We start from the raw sequence: 19,283 nt of genomic DNA on the forward strand, positions 1-19,283 counted from the left end.
GCCTGGGAGTCTTCATGCCTGATACGCCGTATCGCCAGTTCCTGGACCGTGTGCCCGACGGTTTTCTTCTGTTTGACGAGCAGGGCGGCCTGCTCGATGCCAATGCCCAGGCCTGCGCCAGCCTGGGCCATCACAAGGCCGCCATGCTGGGGCTGGGCATCATGGACGTATGGCTGGACCTGGATGGACGGCCGCGTGATTTCTGGCGGGACATGGTCGTGGACAGCCAGGCCCGTCTGCGAGGCCGGCTGATCCGCCGCGATGGCACCAGCTTGCCCGCCGAGATCCATGTCCATTGCCTGTCACTGTCGGGCAGGCGGCTTTTCTTCACTACCTGGCACGACCTCAGCGAGCGCACTAGCCAGGACGAGCCGATCGGCCAGCCCAATGCGCAGCTTGAGCCGCACCTGCAAAACCGCACCTGGCCGTGGCAGGACTCGACGCGCCTGCTGGAGACCGTGATGCGCGAGACGCCCGACCTGGTCTTCGCCAAGGACCGGCAGGGCCGCTACACCTTCGCCAACCCCGCCACAGCGCGCTTTGCCGGGCGCGCGCCCGAAGACATCGTGGGCAAGACCGACCAGGAGCTTTTCTCCGACAGCAGCTTCACCGACAGCGACCGCCGGGTGCTGGACAGCGATGCGCCCGTGGTGATGGACGATCATCTGCTGGTCGACGGGCAGCGCCGTATCTTCCAGTCCACCAAGATTCCCTATCGCGATGCCGAGGGCCGGACCGTGGGCGTGCTGGGCATTGCGCGCGACATCACGCTCATGCGCCAGACCGAGTCCCAGCTGCAAAAAAGCTACGACGTGCTGCGCCAGGCCGAACAGCTGGCGCGCCTGGGCAGCTGGACATGGGAACTGGACACCGGGCACTTTCAGGCCTCGGAGATGATGTATGTGATGAACGGCCTGGACCCCCAGGGTCCGCCACTGAAGCGCCAGGCCCTGCGCGCCATGCTCGGGCCGCAGGATCTTGCCCGGCTCACCGCTGCCGTGGATCTGTGCATCAGCACCGGCCAGTCCTACAGCATCGATGTGGTCCAGCGCTGCCCGGACGGCCGGCAGTTCGCTGCCCGCCTCATGGGCCGGGCCCTGCGCGACGAGCAAGGCCGCATCGTCGCGCTCAGCGGCACGCTGCAGGACCTGTCCGAACGCGAGGACGCACGAATGCGCCTCGAAGCCCTGGCCGACAACCTGCCCAGCGGCGCCATCTACCGCCTGGAAGGCGGCCTGACGCAACTGCGGCTCAGCTACATCAGCGCCGGCATAGAGAACCTGATCGGCGTGCCGGCCCACGCCATCATGGCCGATCGGCAGGTCTACCTGAATGCCATCCATCCCGAGGACCTGCCGCTCTACCAGGGGATGATGCAACGCTCGATCGATACGCTGCGGGTCTTCGATTGCCGCTTTCGCGTGATCAGGCCCGACGGAGAGATCCGCTGGCTGCGCTGCCGCTCGGCCCCCCGGCGCTGTCAGGAGGGCATGGTCTGGGACGGCATCATGCTGGACATCACCCGCGAACGCGAGGCCGAGCAGGCGCTGCATCAGGCCAAGGAAACCGCCGAAGCGGCCGAACGCGCCAAATCGGATTTCCTGGCCATCATGAGCCACGAAATCCGCACACCCATGAATACCGTCATCGGCATGACGCGCCTGGTGCAGCAGACCGCGCTGACATCGCGCCAGCGCGGCTACCTGGAGAAGGTGGAGCGCTCGGCCAGCGCCCTGCTGGCCGTGATCAACGACATCCTCGATTTCTCCAAGATAGAGGCGGGCATGCTGGCGCTGGAGGAAGTGGACTTCGCCCTTGACGATGTGCTGGAGACCGTGACGGCCTCCACGGCGCTGCGCGCAGAGGAAAAGGGGTTGGAAGTGGTCTATGCGCTGGACCCGCAACTGCCGCCCCGTTTGCGTGGCGACCCAATGCGCCTGGGCCAGGTGCTGACCAACCTGGTCGGCAACGCCATCAAGTTCACCGAGCATGGCGAGGTGGTGATCTCCCTGCATCTGGAGCCGCCGCCGGTGGACGCGCCTGCGGATGCCGATGCGGGCACCACGGCAGCGCCCCTGCACCACCTGTGCGTGAGCGTGCGCGACACCGGCATAGGCCTGGATGCATCGCGGGCCGAGCGGCTGTTCCAGCCCTTCACCCAGGCCGACATCCAGACCACGCGCCGCCACGGCGGCACCGGTCTGGGCCTGGCCATCTGCCACAGGCTGGTGCAGCTCATGGGCGGCGAGATCGGCGTGTGCAGCCAGCCCGGCCAGGGCAGCGACTTCCGCTTCACGGCCAAGGTCCGGCTTGCCACGGATGCACTGCCGGACGGCCACGACAACCTGGGCAGCACCGGCGTTCTCATCGTCGATGACAACGCCAGCGCGCGCGAGGCGCTGGCCGCCATGGTGCGCAGACTGGGCATGCGCTGCGATACGGCGGCGGACGGCATGCAGGCGCTGCGCATGCTTCAAGAGGCCGCACGCCAGGAATCCCCCTATGGTCTGGCCCTGCTGGACTGGCGCATGCCCGGCATGGACGGACTGGAGCTGGCACGCCGCATGCGCGAGCGACAGGACCTGGTCAAGACCCCGGCTGCGCTCATGGTCACGGCCTTCGGGCGCGACGAAGTGCAGCTGCGTGCCGCGCAGTTTGGCCTGCGGGGCCTGCGAGGCCTGCTGATCAAGCCCCTGACCGCATCGGCACTGAGGTCCTCCATCCGGGAGGCGCTGCGGGACCCCGAATCGACCCAGCCTGAAGACCCGGCGGCCGGCCCGTCGCCACAGCAGCGCTACCCGGGCCTGCCTGGGCGCAGGGTGCTGGTGGTGGATGACAACGTGCTCAACCGCGAGGTGGCCGCCGAGCTGCTGGAGCAGGCCGGCATATCGGTACTGACTGCGCAAGACGGTCTGCAGGCGCTGCAGCTGCTCGACAGCCAGCCTTTCGATGCCGTGCTCATGGACGTGCACATGCCCGGCATGGACGGCCTCAGTGCCACGCGCGCCCTGCGCACGCGCAGCGCGCTGCGGCATCTTCCGGTGATCGCGCTGACTGCACAGGCCTATGTCGAGGAGCGCGCCCGGATCGAGGCCGCAGGCATGAATGCCCATCTGACCAAACCCGTTGACGATGTGCTGCTGTACGAGACGCTGCAGCGCTGCCTGCGCGCAGCCCCCCCGACAACGGCAGCGCCTGCGCCGGCCCCGCCCTCCCGGCCCACGCCGCCACCCCCTGCCCCGCCCTGGGATCCTGTGCAGCTGCGGCAACGCCTTGCCAGCCAATCGCCGCGCATGCTGCATGCGATCGAAGGCTTTGCCCAGGACTTTGCCGATGCGCCGCAACAGCTGCGCCGCGCCGCGCGCAGCGGCAACTGGGCAACCGTGGCGTCGTTGGCGCATACCTTCAAGGGCAGCCTGGGCTACCTGGGCGCGAACCTGCTGGAGCAATGGTCGGCCATGGCCGAGACCGGCGCGCATGCCTGCCTGTCAGGCGACGGCGATGGCGGGAATGCCCGGCCCAGCGGTGATCTGCCATCCCTGGTCCAGGCGCTGGCCGATGGGCTGCAGGGCCTGCTGGCGGAAATCGCCGTGCGGTCCGGGCAGGCGGCCTTGCCAGCCCTGGCCACGGTGTCCAGCGCTGCGTCCCCGCCACAGCGGCAGCCGATGCCCGCAGAAGAAGTCTCATCCACGCTGAATCGGCTGCGGCTGCAGATTGCCGACAGCGACTATGCCGCCGTGGCTGAACTGGAACGGCTGCGGCCCCTGGTCAGCGGGCGCCATGCATCCGTGCTGCAGCGCATCCAGCGCTGCACCGAGTCCCTGGAAACCGAGGCGGCGCTGCAGGCGCTCGATCAGCTGGCGCGGAGCATGGCCGCGAACCGGATGGCCCTACAGGGAGCCGCAGATGCTTGACGCCCTGACCGGGTCGGAGCTGCCCACGGTCCTCATCGTGGACGACGAGCGGCTGAACCGCAGCATGCTGGCCGAGCTGCTGAGCCCCCACTACCGAGTGCTGCTGGCCAAGGACGGCCCTGGCGCCCTGGTGGTCGCCCACCGCGAAGCACACCGCCTGCAGCTGATCCTTCTGGACCTGGCCATGCCCGGCATGAACGGCTACGAGGTGCTGGGTGCGCTGCGCGCGCAGGAGCGCACCGCCCATATCGCCGTCATCTTCATCACCGGACAGAGCAATGCCGAGGCCGAGGAATACGGCCTGCGCCTGGGCGCGGCCGACTATGTCTCCAAGCCCATACGCCCCGCCGTGGTCGAGGTGCGCGTGCGCAACCAGATTCGGCTGGCCCTGCAGCGCCAGGCCCTGGAGCGCCTGGCCATGGTGGACGGGCTGACCGGCCTGGCCAACCGGCGCCACTTCGACGACGTGCTGGAGCGCGCCTACCGCCGCAGCCTGCGCACGGGCGAGCCCGTGGGCCTGGCTCTCATTGATATAGACCACTTCAAGCAATACAACGACTGCTATGGCCATGTGCAGGGGGACGAGGCGCTCAAGGCCGTGGCTGCCACGCTGCAGCGCCATGCGCGCCGGCCCTACGACCTGGCAGCGCGCTTTGGCGGCGAGGAATTCGCGCTCATCCTCCCCGGCGAAAGCGATGCGCCGGCCATGGCCGAGCATTTCCGCCAGGAAGTGCTGCGCCTGTCCATCGCCCACGCCGCCTCTCCCACGGCGCCGCAGCTCACCGTCAGCTGCGGCGTACTCACCGTGCGGCAGCCGTCTGCCGCGCCTTTGGAAACCTGGCTGCAGAAGGCGGACGGCCTGCTCTACCAGGCCAAGGCCCAGGGGCGCAATCGCATCGAGGCAGCCGTGGAGCCTTGAAAATGCGCGCCGAACCACGGCATGGCACCCGGATTCTGAGCCTGCACAACCGGCGGCGGGAAAGCCACAGCTATCATTGAAAGATGCTCTCCGTCCCCCTGATTTCCGCCAACGTATCGCCCCTGGGCTGGATGCTGGCGCTTGCCGCAGCCGTGGCCTATGCCGTGCCAGCCGCCGGCGCCCGACGCATCAGCCAGGCCGGCGCCCGCGTTGCCCTGCGCCTGGCCTGGGTGCTCCACGCCCTGGCCCTGGCCTGGGGCCTGCTCGGGGAGCAGCCTCATTTCGGCTTCGCACCGGCCCTGTCCATGACGGCATGGCTGGTGCTCACCGTCTATGGCGTCGAGCAGCAGCTGTTCCCCAAGATGCGCGCGCAGCTGGCGCTGTCCGCGCTGGGCACGGCCGCCGTGCTCATGGCCGCGCTGTTTCCGGGAACGCCTCTGCATGTCAACGCCTCGCCCTGGCTGCCGCTGCACCTGGCACTGGGCATTGCCTCCTACGGACTGTTCGCGGCCGCCGTGGTCCACGCCTCGCTGATGACACGCGCCGAGCAGCACATGCGGCTGGGCGGCGGCGGCCATGACAGCGGCCTGCCGCTTCTCACGCTGGAGCGCCTGACCTTCCGATTCGTGTCCGCAGGCTTTGTGCTGCTCACGGCCACGCTGGCCGCAGGCTGGCTGTTCGGCGAACAGCTCTATGGCAAGGCCTGGGTCTGGAACCACAAGTCTGTGTTCTCGCTGCTGTCCTGGCTGACCTTTGCCGTGCTGCTGATCGGCCGTGCGCGCTTTGGCTGGCGTGGCCGCAGCGCCGTGCGCATGCTCTATGCAGGCGCCCTGCTGCTGCTGCTGGCCTATGCGGGATCGCGCTTCGTCATGGAAGTGCTGCTGGAGCGCACCACATGAAGTACCTGCTGGTCCTGATCGTCATCATCATTGCCGTCGGCGTCTGGCGCAGCCAGCGCCGTGCCGAGGCCCGCGAGCGGCGCCACGCCGCTGCGCCGCGCAACCCGACCAATGCGCCGCTGGCGGCTCCACAGGACATGGTCGAGTGCGCGCACTGCGGCCTGCACCTGCCGCGCAGCGAGGCCATCGAAGCGGCCGGCCGCAGCTACTGCAGCGCAGAGCACCGCACCCTGGCGCAACGGCGCTGAGCATGCAGGACGCGGCCCCCCCCCAGCCACCCACCATCGACGAGGCCGCGGCGCAGTCGCCGCACGACGCCAACACCCCCTTTGTCCGGCTATGGCAGGGCTTCCTGACCGGCCGCGTGCTCATCGCCACTGCGCTTTTGCTGCTGCAGCTGGCGCTGCTCAGCGTGCAGCCCGGCGGCAATTCCCTGGTCTGGCTGGTCTGCCTGGGCTACCTGGGGCTGACGCTGCTGCTGCGGCTGACGGCACGCGCGCAGCCGCCCTCGCCCCGCGCCGGCGTGCACTGGCTGCCCGTGATCGGCGTGGACATCGCAGTCATCTGCCTGCTGCAGATGCTGCAGACCGGACCGCTGAACTACTCGGCCCTGCTGGCCATTCCCATCCTGATCTCGGCCGTGCTGGGCAATCTGACGCTGGCCCTGGCCACCACGGCCAGCGTCACGCTGCTGACCCTGGGCTGGGTGGCATGGCAGGACGTGGCTGGCCGCATAGAAAGCACCCAGGCCTACTACCAGGCCAGCTTTGCCTGCGCAGGCTATTTCGCGGTGGCCTATCTGACGCACGAACTGGCACGCCGCGTGCGGCGCGAGCGCCACCTGGCCCAGCACAGCAGCCGCAAGGCCCAGACGCAGGAACAGGTCAATGCCCTGGTGATCCGCCACCTGGGCGAAGGCGTGCTGGTGGTCGATCCCCAGTTCCGCGTGCAGCAGGCCAACCCGGCCGCGCTGCACCTGCTGGGGCTGGCCGACGCGCATGCCCTGCCCTTCGCCCTCAAGGAGCATTCCGGCTGGCAGCGGCTGCAGGACGCCGTGGCCCAGAGCTTTGCCCAGAACCTGCCCATCTCGGCCGCCATCCATCTGCAGTCCATCGGCCAGGAAGGCATGACGGGCCTGCACCTGCGCACCTGGCTGACCGAGGTCGCCACCCCATCCGACGCCGCCGACGCGGCCGAGCCCGCGCTGCTGCAGCAGCTGTGCGTGGTCTTTTTGCATGATCTGCGTGAGATGGAGGCGCGGCTGCGCACGGAAAAGCTGGCGTCCATGGGCCGCATGTCGGCCGCCGTGGCCCACGAGATCCGCAATCCGCTGGCCGCCATCACCCAGGCCAATGCCCTGCTGGCCGAGGATCTGGCGCAGGACCCGGCCCAGCAGCAGCTGTGCCGCATCGTGGGCCAGAATGCCGAGCGCCTGGCACGCATCGTCGAGGACGTACTCAACATCGCCCGGGCCCAGCAACACATTGGCGAGGCGCATGCCGGCCTGCTGGCCCTGGACCAGCATGTGGCCCAGGTTTGCCAGGAATGGCAGGCCCAGGGCCAGCCCGCGCACAGCATCCAGCTCCTGCTCGACGCCAGGGACAAGACCGTGGTGTTCGATGGCGAGCATCTGCGCCGCATCCTGGTGAACCTGCTGGACAACGCCCGGCGCTACCGCAGCAACGCCCACGAGCCTCACACGCTGCAGGTGCTGACCGGCGCGCCGGCCGGCGGCCAGATCTGGCTACAGGTCTGGAGCGACGGCGCCGCGCTGGAGCCCACGGTGCAACGCCATCTGTTCGAGCCCTTCTTCTCTTCGGAAAGCCGCTCCAGCGGCCTGGGCCTGTATATCTGCCGCGAGCTGTGCCAGCGCTACGATGCCAGCATCAGCTACCAGCGGCTGTCGCGGCCCACGCCGCACGGCCCTGTCGAGGGCAATGCCTTCAGCATCGTGTTCCGTGCCGGCCCGGCCTCGGCCCTGCCGGCCTCCCTGTTTGATCAGATTGTGGTGTGATGCCTTTGAACTCCCTGCCCGCTGCCGCATCGATCCTTGTCGTGGACGACGAGCCGGATCTGCGCACCCTCTATGAACTGACCCTTCTGCGCGAAGGCTACCGCGTGGAAACCGCCGCCAGCGTGGGCGAGGCGCGCGAGCAACTGCAGACCCAGCGCTTCGACGTGGTCATCACCGACATGCGCCTGCCCGACGGCATGGGCATGGAGCTGCTGCAGGACCTGCGCAGCCAGCAGCGGCGCGAGCGCTGCGTGGTCATGACGGCCTACGGCTCCGCCGAGAACGCCGTCGAGGCCCTGCGCTCAGGCGCCTTCGACTACCTGACCAAGCCCGTGGACCTCAAGCAGTTCCGCCTGGTCGTGGCCTCGGCCGCCCAGGGCGTGGGCGGTGTGCCGGCCCCGGGCGTGATGCCGGCGCGCAGCCCTTCGGCCGCTCCCGCCGCCAGCCCGGTGCTCAACGGCAGCGGCGCACTGGACGCCATGGTCGGCGAGTCGCCCGCCATGCAGACCGTCAAGCAGCGCATTGCCAAGGTGGCGCGCGGCATGGCGCCGGTGCTGGTGCATGGCGAGTCGGGCACAGGCAAGGAGCTGGTGGCCCGCGCGCTGCATGCCTGCAGCCAGCGCGCCCATGGCCCCATGGTGGCCGTGAACTGCGGCGCCATTCCCGAAAACCTGCTGGAGGCGGAGTTTTTCGGCGCGCGCAAGGGCTCCTATACCGGCGCCACCCAGGACCGCGACGGCTACTTCCAGGCTGCGCGCGGCGGCACCTTGTTTCTGGACGAGATCGGCGACCTGCCCCTGGCCATGCAGGCCAAGCTGCTGCGCGCCATCCAGGAGCGCCGCGTGCGCCCCCTGGGCTCCGCACAGGAGGAAGCGGCCGATGTGCGCATCGTCAGCGCCACCCACCGCGATCTGGCTGCCGATGTGCGGGAGGGGCGCTTCCGGCAGGACCTGTACTACCGCCTCAATGTCATCGAGGTGCTGCTGCCCCCGCTGCGCGAACGCCGCGAAGACCTGCCCGCCCTGTGCCGCGCCCTGCTGGCTCGGCTGTCGCAGGAATCCGGCCTGCCCATGCCCGAGATCGACGAGCGTTCAGTGCAGCAGATCGCCCGCCTGCCCCTGCCCGGCAATGTGCGTGAACTGGAGAACCTGCTGCACCGCGCCATCACGCTGGGCGAGGACGGGCCGCTGCGCATAGATCCCGAGATGCAGCTGCCCTGCGGCACGCCGCCCGCACCGCCTGCACCGCCCGCATCCGCCTCGCCCTCTCCTTCGCTCTCGCCTTCGCGCCCCCTGCCGCCAGGCGGCCCGCTATCGCCAGAGCCAGCCGATGCCGAGCTGCCCCGTGACCTGCAGGCCTGGCTGGACGAGCGCGAGCGCGGCATTCTGGTGCAGGCGCTTCAGGAAAACGGCTTCAACCGCACGGCCACCGCCGCGCGCCTGGGCCTGAGCCTGCGCCAGATCCGCTACCGCATCGACCGGCTGAACATCGCCCTGCCCGGCGATGCCAGCGCCGAGGCGGACGGAGGCGGCCATGGCGAGTCCTGATCCGCAGGCGCAAGCCACCCAGGCCCCGGCCTGGACCTGGCAAGGCGGCTGGCTGCAGCAGGCCCGCCACCTGCCCTCGCCCAACTTTGGCGAGCGCCCGGCCCAGGCGCTGGTCGATCTGGTCGTCGTGCACTCCATCAGCCTGCCCCCCGGCGAGTACGGCACGGGTGCGGTCCAGCAACTGTTCACCAACCAGCTCGACTGGGACGCCCATCCTTACTACCAGGGGATACGCGGCCTGGAGGTGTCGGCGCATTTCTTCATCACGCGCCAGGGCGAGGTCTGGCAGTTTGTGGACTGCGATGCGCGCGCCTGGCATGCAGGCGCTTCCTGCTGGCGGGGCCGCGACCGCTGCAACGACGACTCCATCGGCATAGAGCTCGAAGGCCTGGAGGGCCTGCGGTTCGAGCCGGCCCAGTACGCGGCGCTCGATGCCCTGTGCAACGCCATCGCGGCGCGCTACCCCGTGGCCCATCTCGCAGGTCATGAGCACATCGCGCCGGGCCGCAAATGCGATCCGGGCGCAGGCTTCGACTGGCACCGGCTGCGCGGGCTGCTGGCCCACCACCCAGCCACGGCGAACTGGCAGCTGCCGCCGGGCGCGGGCCAGCCCTCCACGTAAGCGCACACCCTCATCGCAGGCACCGCCAGATCTTGCGCAAAACCCCGCTTGTCCACAGGCAGAGGACAAAGGGTCTGTCAATCCAGAAAGCAACCGATGTGGCGCGCCAGGCGCACGCAGCGGCTGCCTGATCATTTTTTACAAATTCACGCATGTGTCGCAGCCCCACTGTCCATGGGGCTTTCAGCGGTCCGACCGGCGCAGGGCCAAGGCTGCCGCGGCTTGCGACGGACCATCGCCCGCAAGCCACGGCGCAGCGGGCCTTTGCTGCTATTGGCTTGTAGGTTGCGCACCCGTTTGGCGCAGCGCAAACAGCGGTTTTCCGGCCGTGAGTACCCCGTGTACATGAGACGGCGATACACTACAGGTAGTGCCCAGAAGCAAGCTGGACACCATATCTAGTGTTCACAAGCTGTGCACACCCTGTGAAAACGGTGTGTACATCCGACCCCGATTCCATCTCCCAGCAAGCCTGCCCCAAGTGCAGGTCCGCGTCCGTTCCATCCACAAACACCCGTTGAGGAAACTCATGCAAGAAGCACTGAATTCTTTGGCTCCCGCTGCGCACGGTGATGCTGCCAATCCTTCCTCCGCCCATCACCTGTCCGTGCAGGACGGCTACCAGATCATCCGCCGCAGCGGCGATGTGGTGCCCTTCACGCCGCAAAAGATCGCCGTCGCGCTGACCAAGGCCTTCTTGGCCGTGCGCGGCGCCCAGGGCGCGGCCTCCGCCAGCGTGCGCGAGACCGTGGACGAGCTGACCCAGGCCGTGGTTCGCGCACTGCTGCGCTCGCGTCCGGGCGGCGGCACCTTCCATATTGAAGATGTGCAGGACCAGGTCGAACTGGGCCTGATGCGCGGCGGCCACCACGACGTGGCGCGCGCCTACGTGCTGTACCGCGACCGCCGCAACCAGGAACGTGCCGAGCAAAAGAAGGCCGCCGAGGCCGCAGCGGTTGCCGCCGCCGCACCGGCGCCCGTGCTGCATGTGACCGACAACGGCCAGCGCGTGCCGCTGGACCAGGCCCGCCTGCTGGCGCTGATCGAGGCGTCCTGCCGCAACCTCAACGCCGATATCCAGGCCGCCCCCATCGTCGCCGAGACGCTGCGCAACCTGTACGACGGCGTGCCGATCGAAGAAGTCTTCAAGGCCTCCATCCTGGCCGCTCGCACGCTGATCGAGAAAGACCCCGACTACACCTACGTCACCGCCCGCCTGCTGCTGCACACGATCGTGCGCGAGGTCATGGGCCGTGACGTGCATCCGGCCGACATCCAGGCGGCCTACGCAGAGTACTTCCCCGGCTTCATCCGCAAGGGCGTGGACAACGAGCTGCTCAACCCCGAGCTGCTGAACTACGACCTGCCCCGCCTGGCTGCCGCCATCAAGGCCGAGCGCGACGAGCAGTTCGACTACCTGGGCCTGCAGACCCTGTACGACCGCTACTTCCTGCACGTGCGCAAGACGCGCATCGAGCTGCCCCAGTCCTTCTTCATGCGCGTGGCCATGGGCCTGGCGCTGCAGGAAGAGGACCGCAATGCACGCGCCATCGAGTTCTACGAGCTGCTGTCGTCCTTCGACTTCATGAGCAGCACGCCCACGCTGTTCAACAGCGGCACGCTGCGCTCGCAGCTGTCTTCCTGCTACCTGACCACGGTGCCCGACGATCTGGACGGCATCTATGAGTCCATCAAGGAAAACGCCCTGCTGTCCAAGTTCGCCGGCGGACTGGGCAACGACTGGACGCGCGTGCGCGCCCTGGGTTCGCGCATCAAGGGCACGAACGGCGAGTCGCAGGGCGTGGTGCCCTTCCTCAAGGTGGTCAACGACACGGCCGTGGCCGTGAACCAGGGCGGCAAGCGCAAGGGCGCCGTCTGCACCTACCTGGAGACCTGGCACCTGGACATCGAGGAATTCCTCGAACTGCGCAAGAACACCGGCGACGACCGCCGCCGCACGCACGACATGAACACGGCGAACTGGATTCCCGACCTGTTCATGAAGCGCGTCATGGAAAAGGGCCACTGGACCCTGTTCTCGCCCTCCGATGTCGGCGACCTGCACGACCTCTTCGGCGCCGCCTTCGAGCACGCCTACAAGGCCTACGAAACCAAGGCCGACAACGGCGAACTCAAGCTGTTCAAGCGCATCCCGGCCATGGACCTGTGGCGCAAGATGCTGTCCATGCTGTTCGAGACCGGCCACCCCTGGGTCACCTTCAAGGACCCCTGCAACGTGCGCTCGCCCCAGCAGCACGCCGGCGTGGTGCACTCGTCCAACCTGTGCACCGAGATCACGCTGAACACCAGCGACACCGAGACCGCCGTCTGCAACCTGGGCTCGGTCAACCTGGCGCGCCACATCGTCGATGGCGCCATCGACCACGGCAAGCTGCGCAAGACCATCACCACGGCCATGCGCATGCTGGACAACGTGATCGACATCAACTACTACGCCGTGCAGAAGGCCAAGGACTCCAACCTGCGCCACCGCCCGGTGGGCCTGGGCCTGATGGGCTTCCAGGATGCGCTCTATGAAATGCGCATCGCCTACGCCAGCGACGCGGCCGTCGAGTTCGCCGACCAGTCGATGGAAGCCATCTGCTACTACGCCTACTGGGCCTCCACCGAGCTGGCCAAGGAACGCGGCCAGTACTCCAGCTACAAGGGCTCGCTGTGGGACCAGGGCATCCTGCCGCTGGACACGCTGAACCTGCTGGAGAAGGCACGCGGCGGCTATGTGGAAGTGGACCGCTCCTCGCGCCTGGACTGGGATGCCCTGCGCGCCAAGATCGGCCAGCACGGCATGCGCAACTCCAACTGCGTGGCCATCGCGCCCACGGCGACCATCTCCAACATCGTCGGCGTCGATGCCTCCATCGAGCCCTCGTTCGGCAACCTGTCGGTCAAGTCCAACCTGTCCGGCGAGTTCACCGTCATCAACCAGTACCTGGTGCGTGACCTGAAGCGCCTGGGCCTGTGGGACGACGTGATGGTCATGGACCTCAAGCACTTCGACGGCTCGCTGCGCCCCATCGACCGCGTGCCCCAGGACGTCAAGAGCCTGTACGCCACCGCCTTCGAGGTCGAGCCCACCTGGCTGGTCGAGGCCGCTGCGCGCCGCCAGAAGTGGATCGACCAGGCCCAGAGCCTGAACATCTACATGGCCGGTGCCTCGGGCAAGAAGCTGGACGACACCTACAAGCTGGCCTGGCTGCGCGGCCTGAAGACCACCTACTACCTGCGCACCACCAGCGCCACCAACATCGAGAAGTCCACGGTGCAAAGCCGCGTGCTCAACGCCGTGCCCTCGGCCGCCGCCGCACAGCCTGCCGCCGTGAACACCTCCAGCGCCCTGGAAGCCGCGGCAGCCGCCGCGCGCGCCCAGGCACCGGCGACGGACATCAAGTTCTGCGCCATCGACGATCCCGGCTGCGAAGCCTGCCAGTAAGCCGCGCAGCGCGGGGCCTCGCCACGGCGCAGGCCCCGCGCCCTGCCCGCCAGCCAGCGCCATGCGCAGGATCTTCGCCATGGACCTTGGGCCTGCTCAACACGCCAGGCCACCCATGGTCCTACATTGACCGGAGCAGAAAGAGAGGACTCTTTCGCACCGAATGAACTGAACATATGCCCCAGGGCATGCCGGAGAAAATTGCAATGCTGACCTTTGACGACGACGCCACCCTCTCGAACACGCCCAGCGGCGCGGAGGCTGCGCCGAGCACCACACACAAGCGCGTGAATGCCGCCGACAAGCGCATCATCAATGCCAAGACCGACGTCAATCAGCTGGTGCCGTTCAAGTACAAGTGGGCCTGGGAAAAGTACCTGGCCACCTGCGCCAACCACTGGATGCCGCAGGAAGTGAACATGAACCGCGACATCGCCCTGTGGAAGGACCCCAACGGCCTGACCGAGGACGAGCGCCGCATCATCAAGCGCAACCTGGGCTTCTTCGTGACGGCCGATTCGCTGGCCGCCAACAACATCGTGCTGGGCACCTACCGCCACATCACGGCGCCCGAATGCCGCCAGTTCCTGCTGCGCCAGGCCTTCGAGGAAGCCATCCACACCCACGCCTACCAGTACATCGTGGAGTCGCTGGGCCTGGATGAGGGCGAGATCTTCAACGCCTATCTCGAAGTCCCCTCCATCCGCGACAAGGACGAATTCCTGATCCCCTTCATCGAAGCGATCATGGACCCCGCCTTCAAGACCGGCACCTTCGAAACCGACCAGACCCTGCTCAAGTCGCTGATCGTTTTCGCCTGCCTGATGGAGGGCCTGTTCTTCTACGTGGGCTTCACGCAGATCCTTGCGCTGGGCCGCCAGAACAAGATGACCGGCGCCGCCGAGCAGTACCAATACATCCTGCGCGACGAGTCCATGCACTGCAACTTCGGCATCGACCTGATCAACCAGCTCAAGCTCGAAAATCCACAGCTGTGGACACCCGAATTCAAGGAAGAAATCACGGCGCTTTTCGTCAAGGCCGTCGAGCTGGAATACCGCTACGCAGAGGACACCATGCCGCGCGGCGTGCTCGGAATGAACGCATCGATGTTCAAGGGCTACCTGCGCTACATCGCCAACCGCCGCGCCACGCAGATCGGCCTTGAGGCCCTGTTCCCCAACGAGGAAAACCCGTTCCCCTGGATGAGCGAGATGATCGATTTGAAGAAGGAACGTAACTTCTTTGAGACACGCGTCATCGAGTATCAAACCGGCGGCGCACTTTCCTGGGATTAATCGCTTCTCTGCAGGCACAATGCGAACCATGACGCGCTTCACGCTTTTGCAATACCGATGGTGTTGCGGCGTGGGGCGTCTCCGTGTTCATTGCGATGCGTCACTCCACATCGCTTTGGATCGCTTCGGAGCCCCGTACCCCGAAGTGTTTTGTGCAAATCAACGAAGGAGAAGATGATGGCAACTGCGAAGAAGACGGCCTCCACCAAGGCCCCCACCGACAAGAAGACCACTGCCAAAAAGGCGGCTGCTCCCAAGGCTGAAACCGTGAAGAAAACCACGGCCACTGCCAAGGCAGCACCCGTCAAGAAGGCTGCTGCACCTGCTGTGAAGAAGGCTGCAGCTCCTGCTGCCAAGAAGGCCGCTGCACCTGCTGCAAAGAAGGCTGCCGCTCCTGCCAAGAAGGCTGCTGCTCCTGCTGCGAAGAAGGCTGCCGCTCCTGCCAAGAAGGCTGCTGCTCCTGCTGCAAAGAAGGCTGCCGCTCCCGCCAAGAAGGCTGCTGCTCCTGCTGCGAAGAAGGCTGCCGCTCCCGCCAAGAAGGCTGCTGCTCCTGCTGCGAAGAAGGCTGCCGCTCCTGCCAAGAAGGCTGCTGCTCCTGCTGCGAAGAAGGCCGCCGCTCCTGCCAAGAAGGCTGCTGCTCCTGCTGCAAAGAAGGCCGCCGCTCCTGCCAAGAAGGCTGCTGCTCCTGCTGCAAAGAAGGCTGCCGCTCCCGCCAAGAAGGCTGCTGCACCTGCTGCAAAGAAGGCTGCTGCTCCCGCCAAGAAGGCTGCTGCTCCTGCCGCAAAGAAGGCCGCTGCTCCTGCCAAGAAGGCTGCTGCTCCTGCTGCCAAGAAGGCCGCTGCTCCCGCTGCCACAAAGGCTGCTGCACCTGCCGCGAAGAAGGCCGCTGCTCCCGCCAAGAAGGCTGCCGCTCCTGCTGCTGCCAAGAAGCCCGCTGCAGCTGCCAAGCCTGCCGCAGCGCCCGCCAAGGCCGCAGCAGCTCCTGCCGCTCCCGCCAAGAAGGCTGCAGCCCCGAAGAAGGCCGCTGCCCCCAAGAAGGCCGCAGCAGCTCCCGCCGCTGCCGCGCCTGCAACTCCCGCTGCCGCACCCGCGCCCATCGCGCAAACCCGCCTGGCTCCCCAAGCCGCATGGCCCTTCCCCACAGGCAACAAGCCCTGAGACTTTTCCGGTCTCAAAGCAAAAAGCCCGGCTCTTTGGAGTCGGGCTTTTTTCATTGTGAAGACGGCGGCTGCGCCGCCGGCCGGCGATCCCGGCTTCAGGGCTGGGCGAAGTCCAGCACGTAGTTCTGCGGGCCACGGCTGGCAATCTTGAGCGCGCCCAGGCGGTTGCCCAGTTCGGCGCAACGCACCAGGTCCCAGCCACGCTCCAGGCCGAACAGCATGGCGCCACGCCATGCGTCGCCACATCCCGTGGGATCGACCACGGCGGCGGGCTGCACCGGCGCCACCAGGGTCTTGGCGCCTTGCACCCAGACCTCGCAGCCCTCTGCCCCCAGCGTCACCACCAGGCCTTGCACCTGCCCGGAAATCTGCTCCAGGCTCCAGCCCGTGCGCTCGCTGAGCATGCGGGCCTCGTAGTCGTTCACGGCCACCCAGTCAGCCTGCTCGATGAAGCTGCGCAGCTCCTGTCCATCGAACATGGGCAGGCCCTGGCCTGGATCGAACACAAAGGGAATGCCGGCCGCCTTGAACTGCTGGGCATGCTCGAGCATGGCCTGGCGGCCATCGGGCGCAATGATGCCCACGCGCACCTGCTCCTTGAGCTCTGGCGTGATGCGGTTGCCGTGGGCCTGCATCATGGCGCCCGGGTGGAAGGCCGTGATCTGGTTGTTGTCACGGTCCGTCATGATCATGCACTGGGCCGTGTGCGTGTCCTGCAGCTGGCCGATGTGCGCGGTCTGCACGCCCAGTTCGTCGAGGCGCTGCACATAGTCGGCGCCGTCGCTGCCCACCATGGCCATGGGCCAGGCATCGCCGCCCAGCAAGCGCAGGGCGTAGGCGATGTTGCCCGCGCAGCCGCCGAAATCGCGGCGCAGCGTGGGCACCAGGAAGGACACATTGAGGATGTGCAACTGGTCAGGCAGGATCTGGTCGGCAAACCTTCCCTCGAAGGTCATGATGTTGTCGAACGCAAGCGATCCGCAGATGAGAGCGGCCATGGTGTGTCTCGGCTTTCTTGAAAAGTCAGGGGGATTCAGGGATAAAAAACCAGGGCGCGATAGCCGGCCACGGCCGCCTCCAGGCCTTGCACTTCGACCGGGGCCGTCACGCTCCACTCGCCATGGCCCTCGATCTGCGCGGGCGCGCCGAACTGGTCAAGCCGGATCACGCGCCGCAGCAGCAGCTTGTCCTGGGCATCGGTGAGCGTGAGTTCGACAGCGGGCATGGCCACGGGGAAGTCGGAACGGTTCTCCAGGCTCAGGCTCCACTGGTACTGGCCGCTGCGCGGCAACTGCCGAAAGCCCGAACTGCCGATCACCACGTCGCCGATCTGGCGGCGCGGCTGCAGCTCGCAGCCCGCCATGGCGCACAGGGCCTGCAGCGCAGGCGCCAGCGAAGGATGCTGCACGGCCAGCGCATCGCGCTGGCCCCACATGACCTGGCCTGCCAAGGCGCCCACGCCCAGCAGGCTGCCCAGCACAAGCGCCACGCGCACGGCAGGCCGGCGCCAGAATGCCTTGCGCCGCGCCTGGCGCACAAAGCCGGGCTCGGCCTCGGGCAGCGCGGCCGCAGCCTCACCGCTGCCCTCGCCATCGCTGTCGGGCCAGCGGGAGAACTCCGGCGAAGGCACGGAGGCCTGCGCCTGCGGCTCCGATTCCCGTAGCAGGCCGGTTGGCACGGACGGCGCAGGCGCATCGGACGACTTGTCAGATGGCTTGTCAGATGGCTTATGGGGCCGTGTGAACGGCGCGCCTTCCTCATCCTTTGCCGGTGCGGGCACAGGAGCCGCAGTGTCAGGCTCGGGTCCGAGCAGGCCGTCAACGGCTTGCCCGGCCTGGGCGGCGGGCGGGGACTTCAGCGCTGCCCGGGACGCAGCCAGGATCTCGTCCACCAGCGACGCTCCAGGCAGCGCGCTGCCCGACTCTTCGGCGGCGCTGGCGGAGGGGTCCTTCGCGGTCACAGGGTGCGAAGGCGGGGCCTCTGGAGTCGGCATCTCGGCCGGCGGCATGGACGGCGAAGGCTCGGCCCTGGCAGCCGCAGCCGTGGTTGCGGTGGATACCGCAGGTGCCGCAGGTGCCGCAGGTGCGGCAGGTGCGGCAGGCACAGAGGGTGCAACAGGTGCAGCAGGCCCCGATGCGGCCCGCCCCGGCAATCCGCTCGGCGCCGTCGGCAGCCACATGGATTCCCTGAATTCGCGGATGTCATCGTCCTCGAATTCGGCCGGGTTGTGCGATGCCCCGCCAGCCACCGGAGTGCCGGCCACCGAGGTGCCGGCCGCGTTCACAGGTGCCGTGGGCAGGGGCTGCAGATCCTCGGAGGCATCGAACACTTCATGGCAGACGCCGCAGCGCACCCACCCCTGCGAAATTCGCAGCTGGTCGGCCACCACTTTGAAGCGGGTTCCACAGGCAGGACAGCGGGTGACTTGGCTCATCAGCGATCGATTGTAGGCAGCTGCTCGCGGCCCGCGCCACGAAGGCGGCGGCCGCGCGGGGACTCGGGCCGGAAATCAGGCCGCGCGGCGCGCGGTCATCAGGATCCAGCCATCTTCGCTGTCGGCCACTTCCAGCGCCAGGTACGGCGCATAGGCCTCCTTGAGCTCGTCGGCCTGGCGCTCCAGGATACCGGCCAGCACCAGGCTTCCACCTGCTGCCACGCGGCCGCACAGCAGCGGCGCCAGCACCTTGAGCGGCGTGGCCAGGATGTTGGCCAGCACGGTGCGGTATTCGCCGTTGCCGGCATCGGGCAGGCCCGCCTTCAGTTGCACGGCGTTGGCATCGGCGTTGTAGCGCGTGGACTCCACGGCTGCCGGGTCGATGTCCACCGCGTCGATGTCGGTGGCACCGAACTTGGCAGCGCCAATGGCCAGGATGCCCGAGCCGCAGCCGTAGTCCAGCGTGCGGCCAAGACTGCCTTGGGGCTGGCGGGCGATCCAGCGCAGGCACATGCGCGTGGTCGGGTGCGTGCCCGTGCCAAAGGCCAGGCCCGGGTCCAGGCGGATGCTCACGCGCGCCTCGGGCGGCAGCTCGTGCCAGGTGGGAACAATCCAGAATTCGGGCGTGATGTCCACCGGGGCGAACTGCGACTGCGTCAGGCGCACCCAGTCCTGCTCCGGCACCTGCTTGACGGCGATGATGCTGCAGCCCTCGAAGAAGTCCTGGGGCAGCAGCAGATCACGCGCCTCTTCGGCCGCTTGCTGCGAGGGGAACAGCGCCACCAGGCGGCTGCGCTGCCAGCCATCCTTGGGCGGCGGCATGCCGGGCTCGCCGAACAGGGCTTGCTCGGCCTCGGTCTGCGCGTCGGCATCCTCCACCGATACGCTCAGGGCGTCCAGCGCATCCAGCGCATCGCTGACGGTCTCAACCCGGTCTTCCGGGCACAGCAGGCTCAACTCGAACATGGGCCCATCCTTTTCTATGCAATAAATGAAAATGCTGGCCGCCGTCGCCGGGGGCCAGC

Annotated in this window: 13 protein-coding genes; 10 read left to right on the plus strand and 3 right to left on the minus strand. The window is 67.6% G+C overall.

Going from position 1 to position 19,283, the window contains the following annotated elements; all coding sequences use genetic code 11:
* The first annotated feature begins 14 nt into the window (after nt 1-14).
* The 10 genes from DELCS14_RS24835 (at nt 15) to DELCS14_RS30230 (ending at nt 15,822) form a co-directional block, all read left to right on the plus strand.
* Nucleotides 15-3,914 (plus strand): response regulator, encoded by a 3,900-nt coding sequence (locus tag DELCS14_RS24835; RefSeq protein WP_013804085.1) that lies wholly within the window; start codon nt 15-17, stop codon nt 3,912-3,914.
* A complete protein-coding gene (locus DELCS14_RS24840; protein WP_013804086.1) occupies nt 3,907-4,833 on the plus strand; it encodes a diguanylate cyclase in 927 nt (308 codons plus the stop codon). The genes DELCS14_RS24835 and DELCS14_RS24840 overlap by 8 nt, the downstream gene beginning before the upstream one ends.
* 83 nt (nt 4,834-4,916) lie before the next feature.
* Nucleotides 4,917-5,732, plus strand: a complete 816-nt coding sequence (ccsA, locus tag DELCS14_RS24845; RefSeq protein WP_013804087.1) for a cytochrome c biogenesis protein CcsA — start codon at nt 4,917-4,919, stop codon at nt 5,730-5,732.
* Nucleotides 5,729-5,980, plus strand: a complete 252-nt coding sequence (locus DELCS14_RS24850; protein WP_013804088.1) for a PP0621 family protein — start codon at nt 5,729-5,731, stop codon at nt 5,978-5,980. The genes ccsA and DELCS14_RS24850 overlap by 4 nt, the downstream gene beginning before the upstream one ends.
* A 2-nt stretch (nt 5,981-5,982) precedes the next feature.
* A complete protein-coding gene (locus DELCS14_RS24855; RefSeq protein WP_013804089.1) occupies nt 5,983-7,746 on the plus strand; it encodes an ATP-binding protein in 1,764 nt (587 codons plus the stop codon).
* A complete protein-coding gene (locus DELCS14_RS24860; RefSeq protein WP_013804090.1) occupies nt 7,746-9,293 on the plus strand; it encodes a sigma-54 dependent transcriptional regulator in 1,548 nt (515 codons plus the stop codon). The genes DELCS14_RS24855 and DELCS14_RS24860 overlap by 1 nt, the downstream gene beginning before the upstream one ends.
* Nucleotides 9,280-9,915, plus strand: a complete 636-nt coding sequence (ampD, locus tag DELCS14_RS24865) for a 1,6-anhydro-N-acetylmuramyl-L-alanine amidase AmpD (RefSeq protein ID WP_013804091.1) — start codon at nt 9,280-9,282, stop codon at nt 9,913-9,915. Before DELCS14_RS24860 ends, ampD begins: the two co-directional genes overlap by 14 nt.
* A gap of 529 nt (nt 9,916-10,444) precedes the next feature.
* On the plus strand, nt 10,445-13,366 hold the full coding sequence (locus DELCS14_RS24870) for a ribonucleoside-diphosphate reductase subunit alpha (protein ID WP_013804092.1): 2,922 nt from the start codon (nt 10,445-10,447) through the stop codon (nt 13,364-13,366).
* A gap of 206 nt (nt 13,367-13,572) precedes the next feature.
* Entirely contained in the window at nt 13,573-14,664 is a 1,092-nt protein-coding gene (locus DELCS14_RS24875; protein WP_012203430.1) for a ribonucleotide-diphosphate reductase subunit beta, read from the plus strand.
* A gap of 177 nt (nt 14,665-14,841) precedes the next feature.
* On the plus strand, nt 14,842-15,822 hold the full coding sequence (locus DELCS14_RS30230; protein ID WP_013804093.1) for a hypothetical protein: 981 nt from the start codon (nt 14,842-14,844) through the stop codon (nt 15,820-15,822).
* 97 nt (nt 15,823-15,919) lie between these two features.
* Here the strand turns inward: DELCS14_RS30230 and DELCS14_RS24885 are convergent, their stop codons facing one another.
* From DELCS14_RS24885 to prmA, 3 genes are all read right to left on the minus strand, one after another.
* Nucleotides 15,920-16,822: a carbohydrate kinase family protein gene (locus tag DELCS14_RS24885; protein WP_012203428.1), complete on the minus strand. Its 903-nt coding sequence runs from the start codon at nt 16,820-16,822 to the stop codon at nt 15,920-15,922.
* Nucleotides 16,823-16,857: 35 nt separating this feature from the next.
* Nucleotides 16,858-18,258 carry a zinc-ribbon and DUF3426 domain-containing protein gene (locus tag DELCS14_RS24890; RefSeq protein WP_013804094.1) on the minus strand — a complete coding sequence of 467 codons (1,401 nt, stop codon included), beginning with the start codon at nt 18,256-18,258 and terminating at the stop codon, nt 16,858-16,860.
* 75 nt (nt 18,259-18,333) lie between these two features.
* Nucleotides 18,334-19,224 (minus strand): 50S ribosomal protein L11 methyltransferase, encoded by an 891-nt coding sequence (gene prmA, locus DELCS14_RS24895; protein WP_012203426.1) that lies wholly within the window; start codon nt 19,222-19,224, stop codon nt 18,334-18,336.
* Nucleotides 19,225-19,283: the final 59 nt, after the last annotated feature.

The sequence above is a fragment of the Delftia sp. Cs1-4 genome (assembly GCF_000214395.1).
Lineage (GTDB): Bacteria > Pseudomonadota > Gammaproteobacteria > Burkholderiales > Burkholderiaceae_C > Comamonas > Comamonas acidovorans.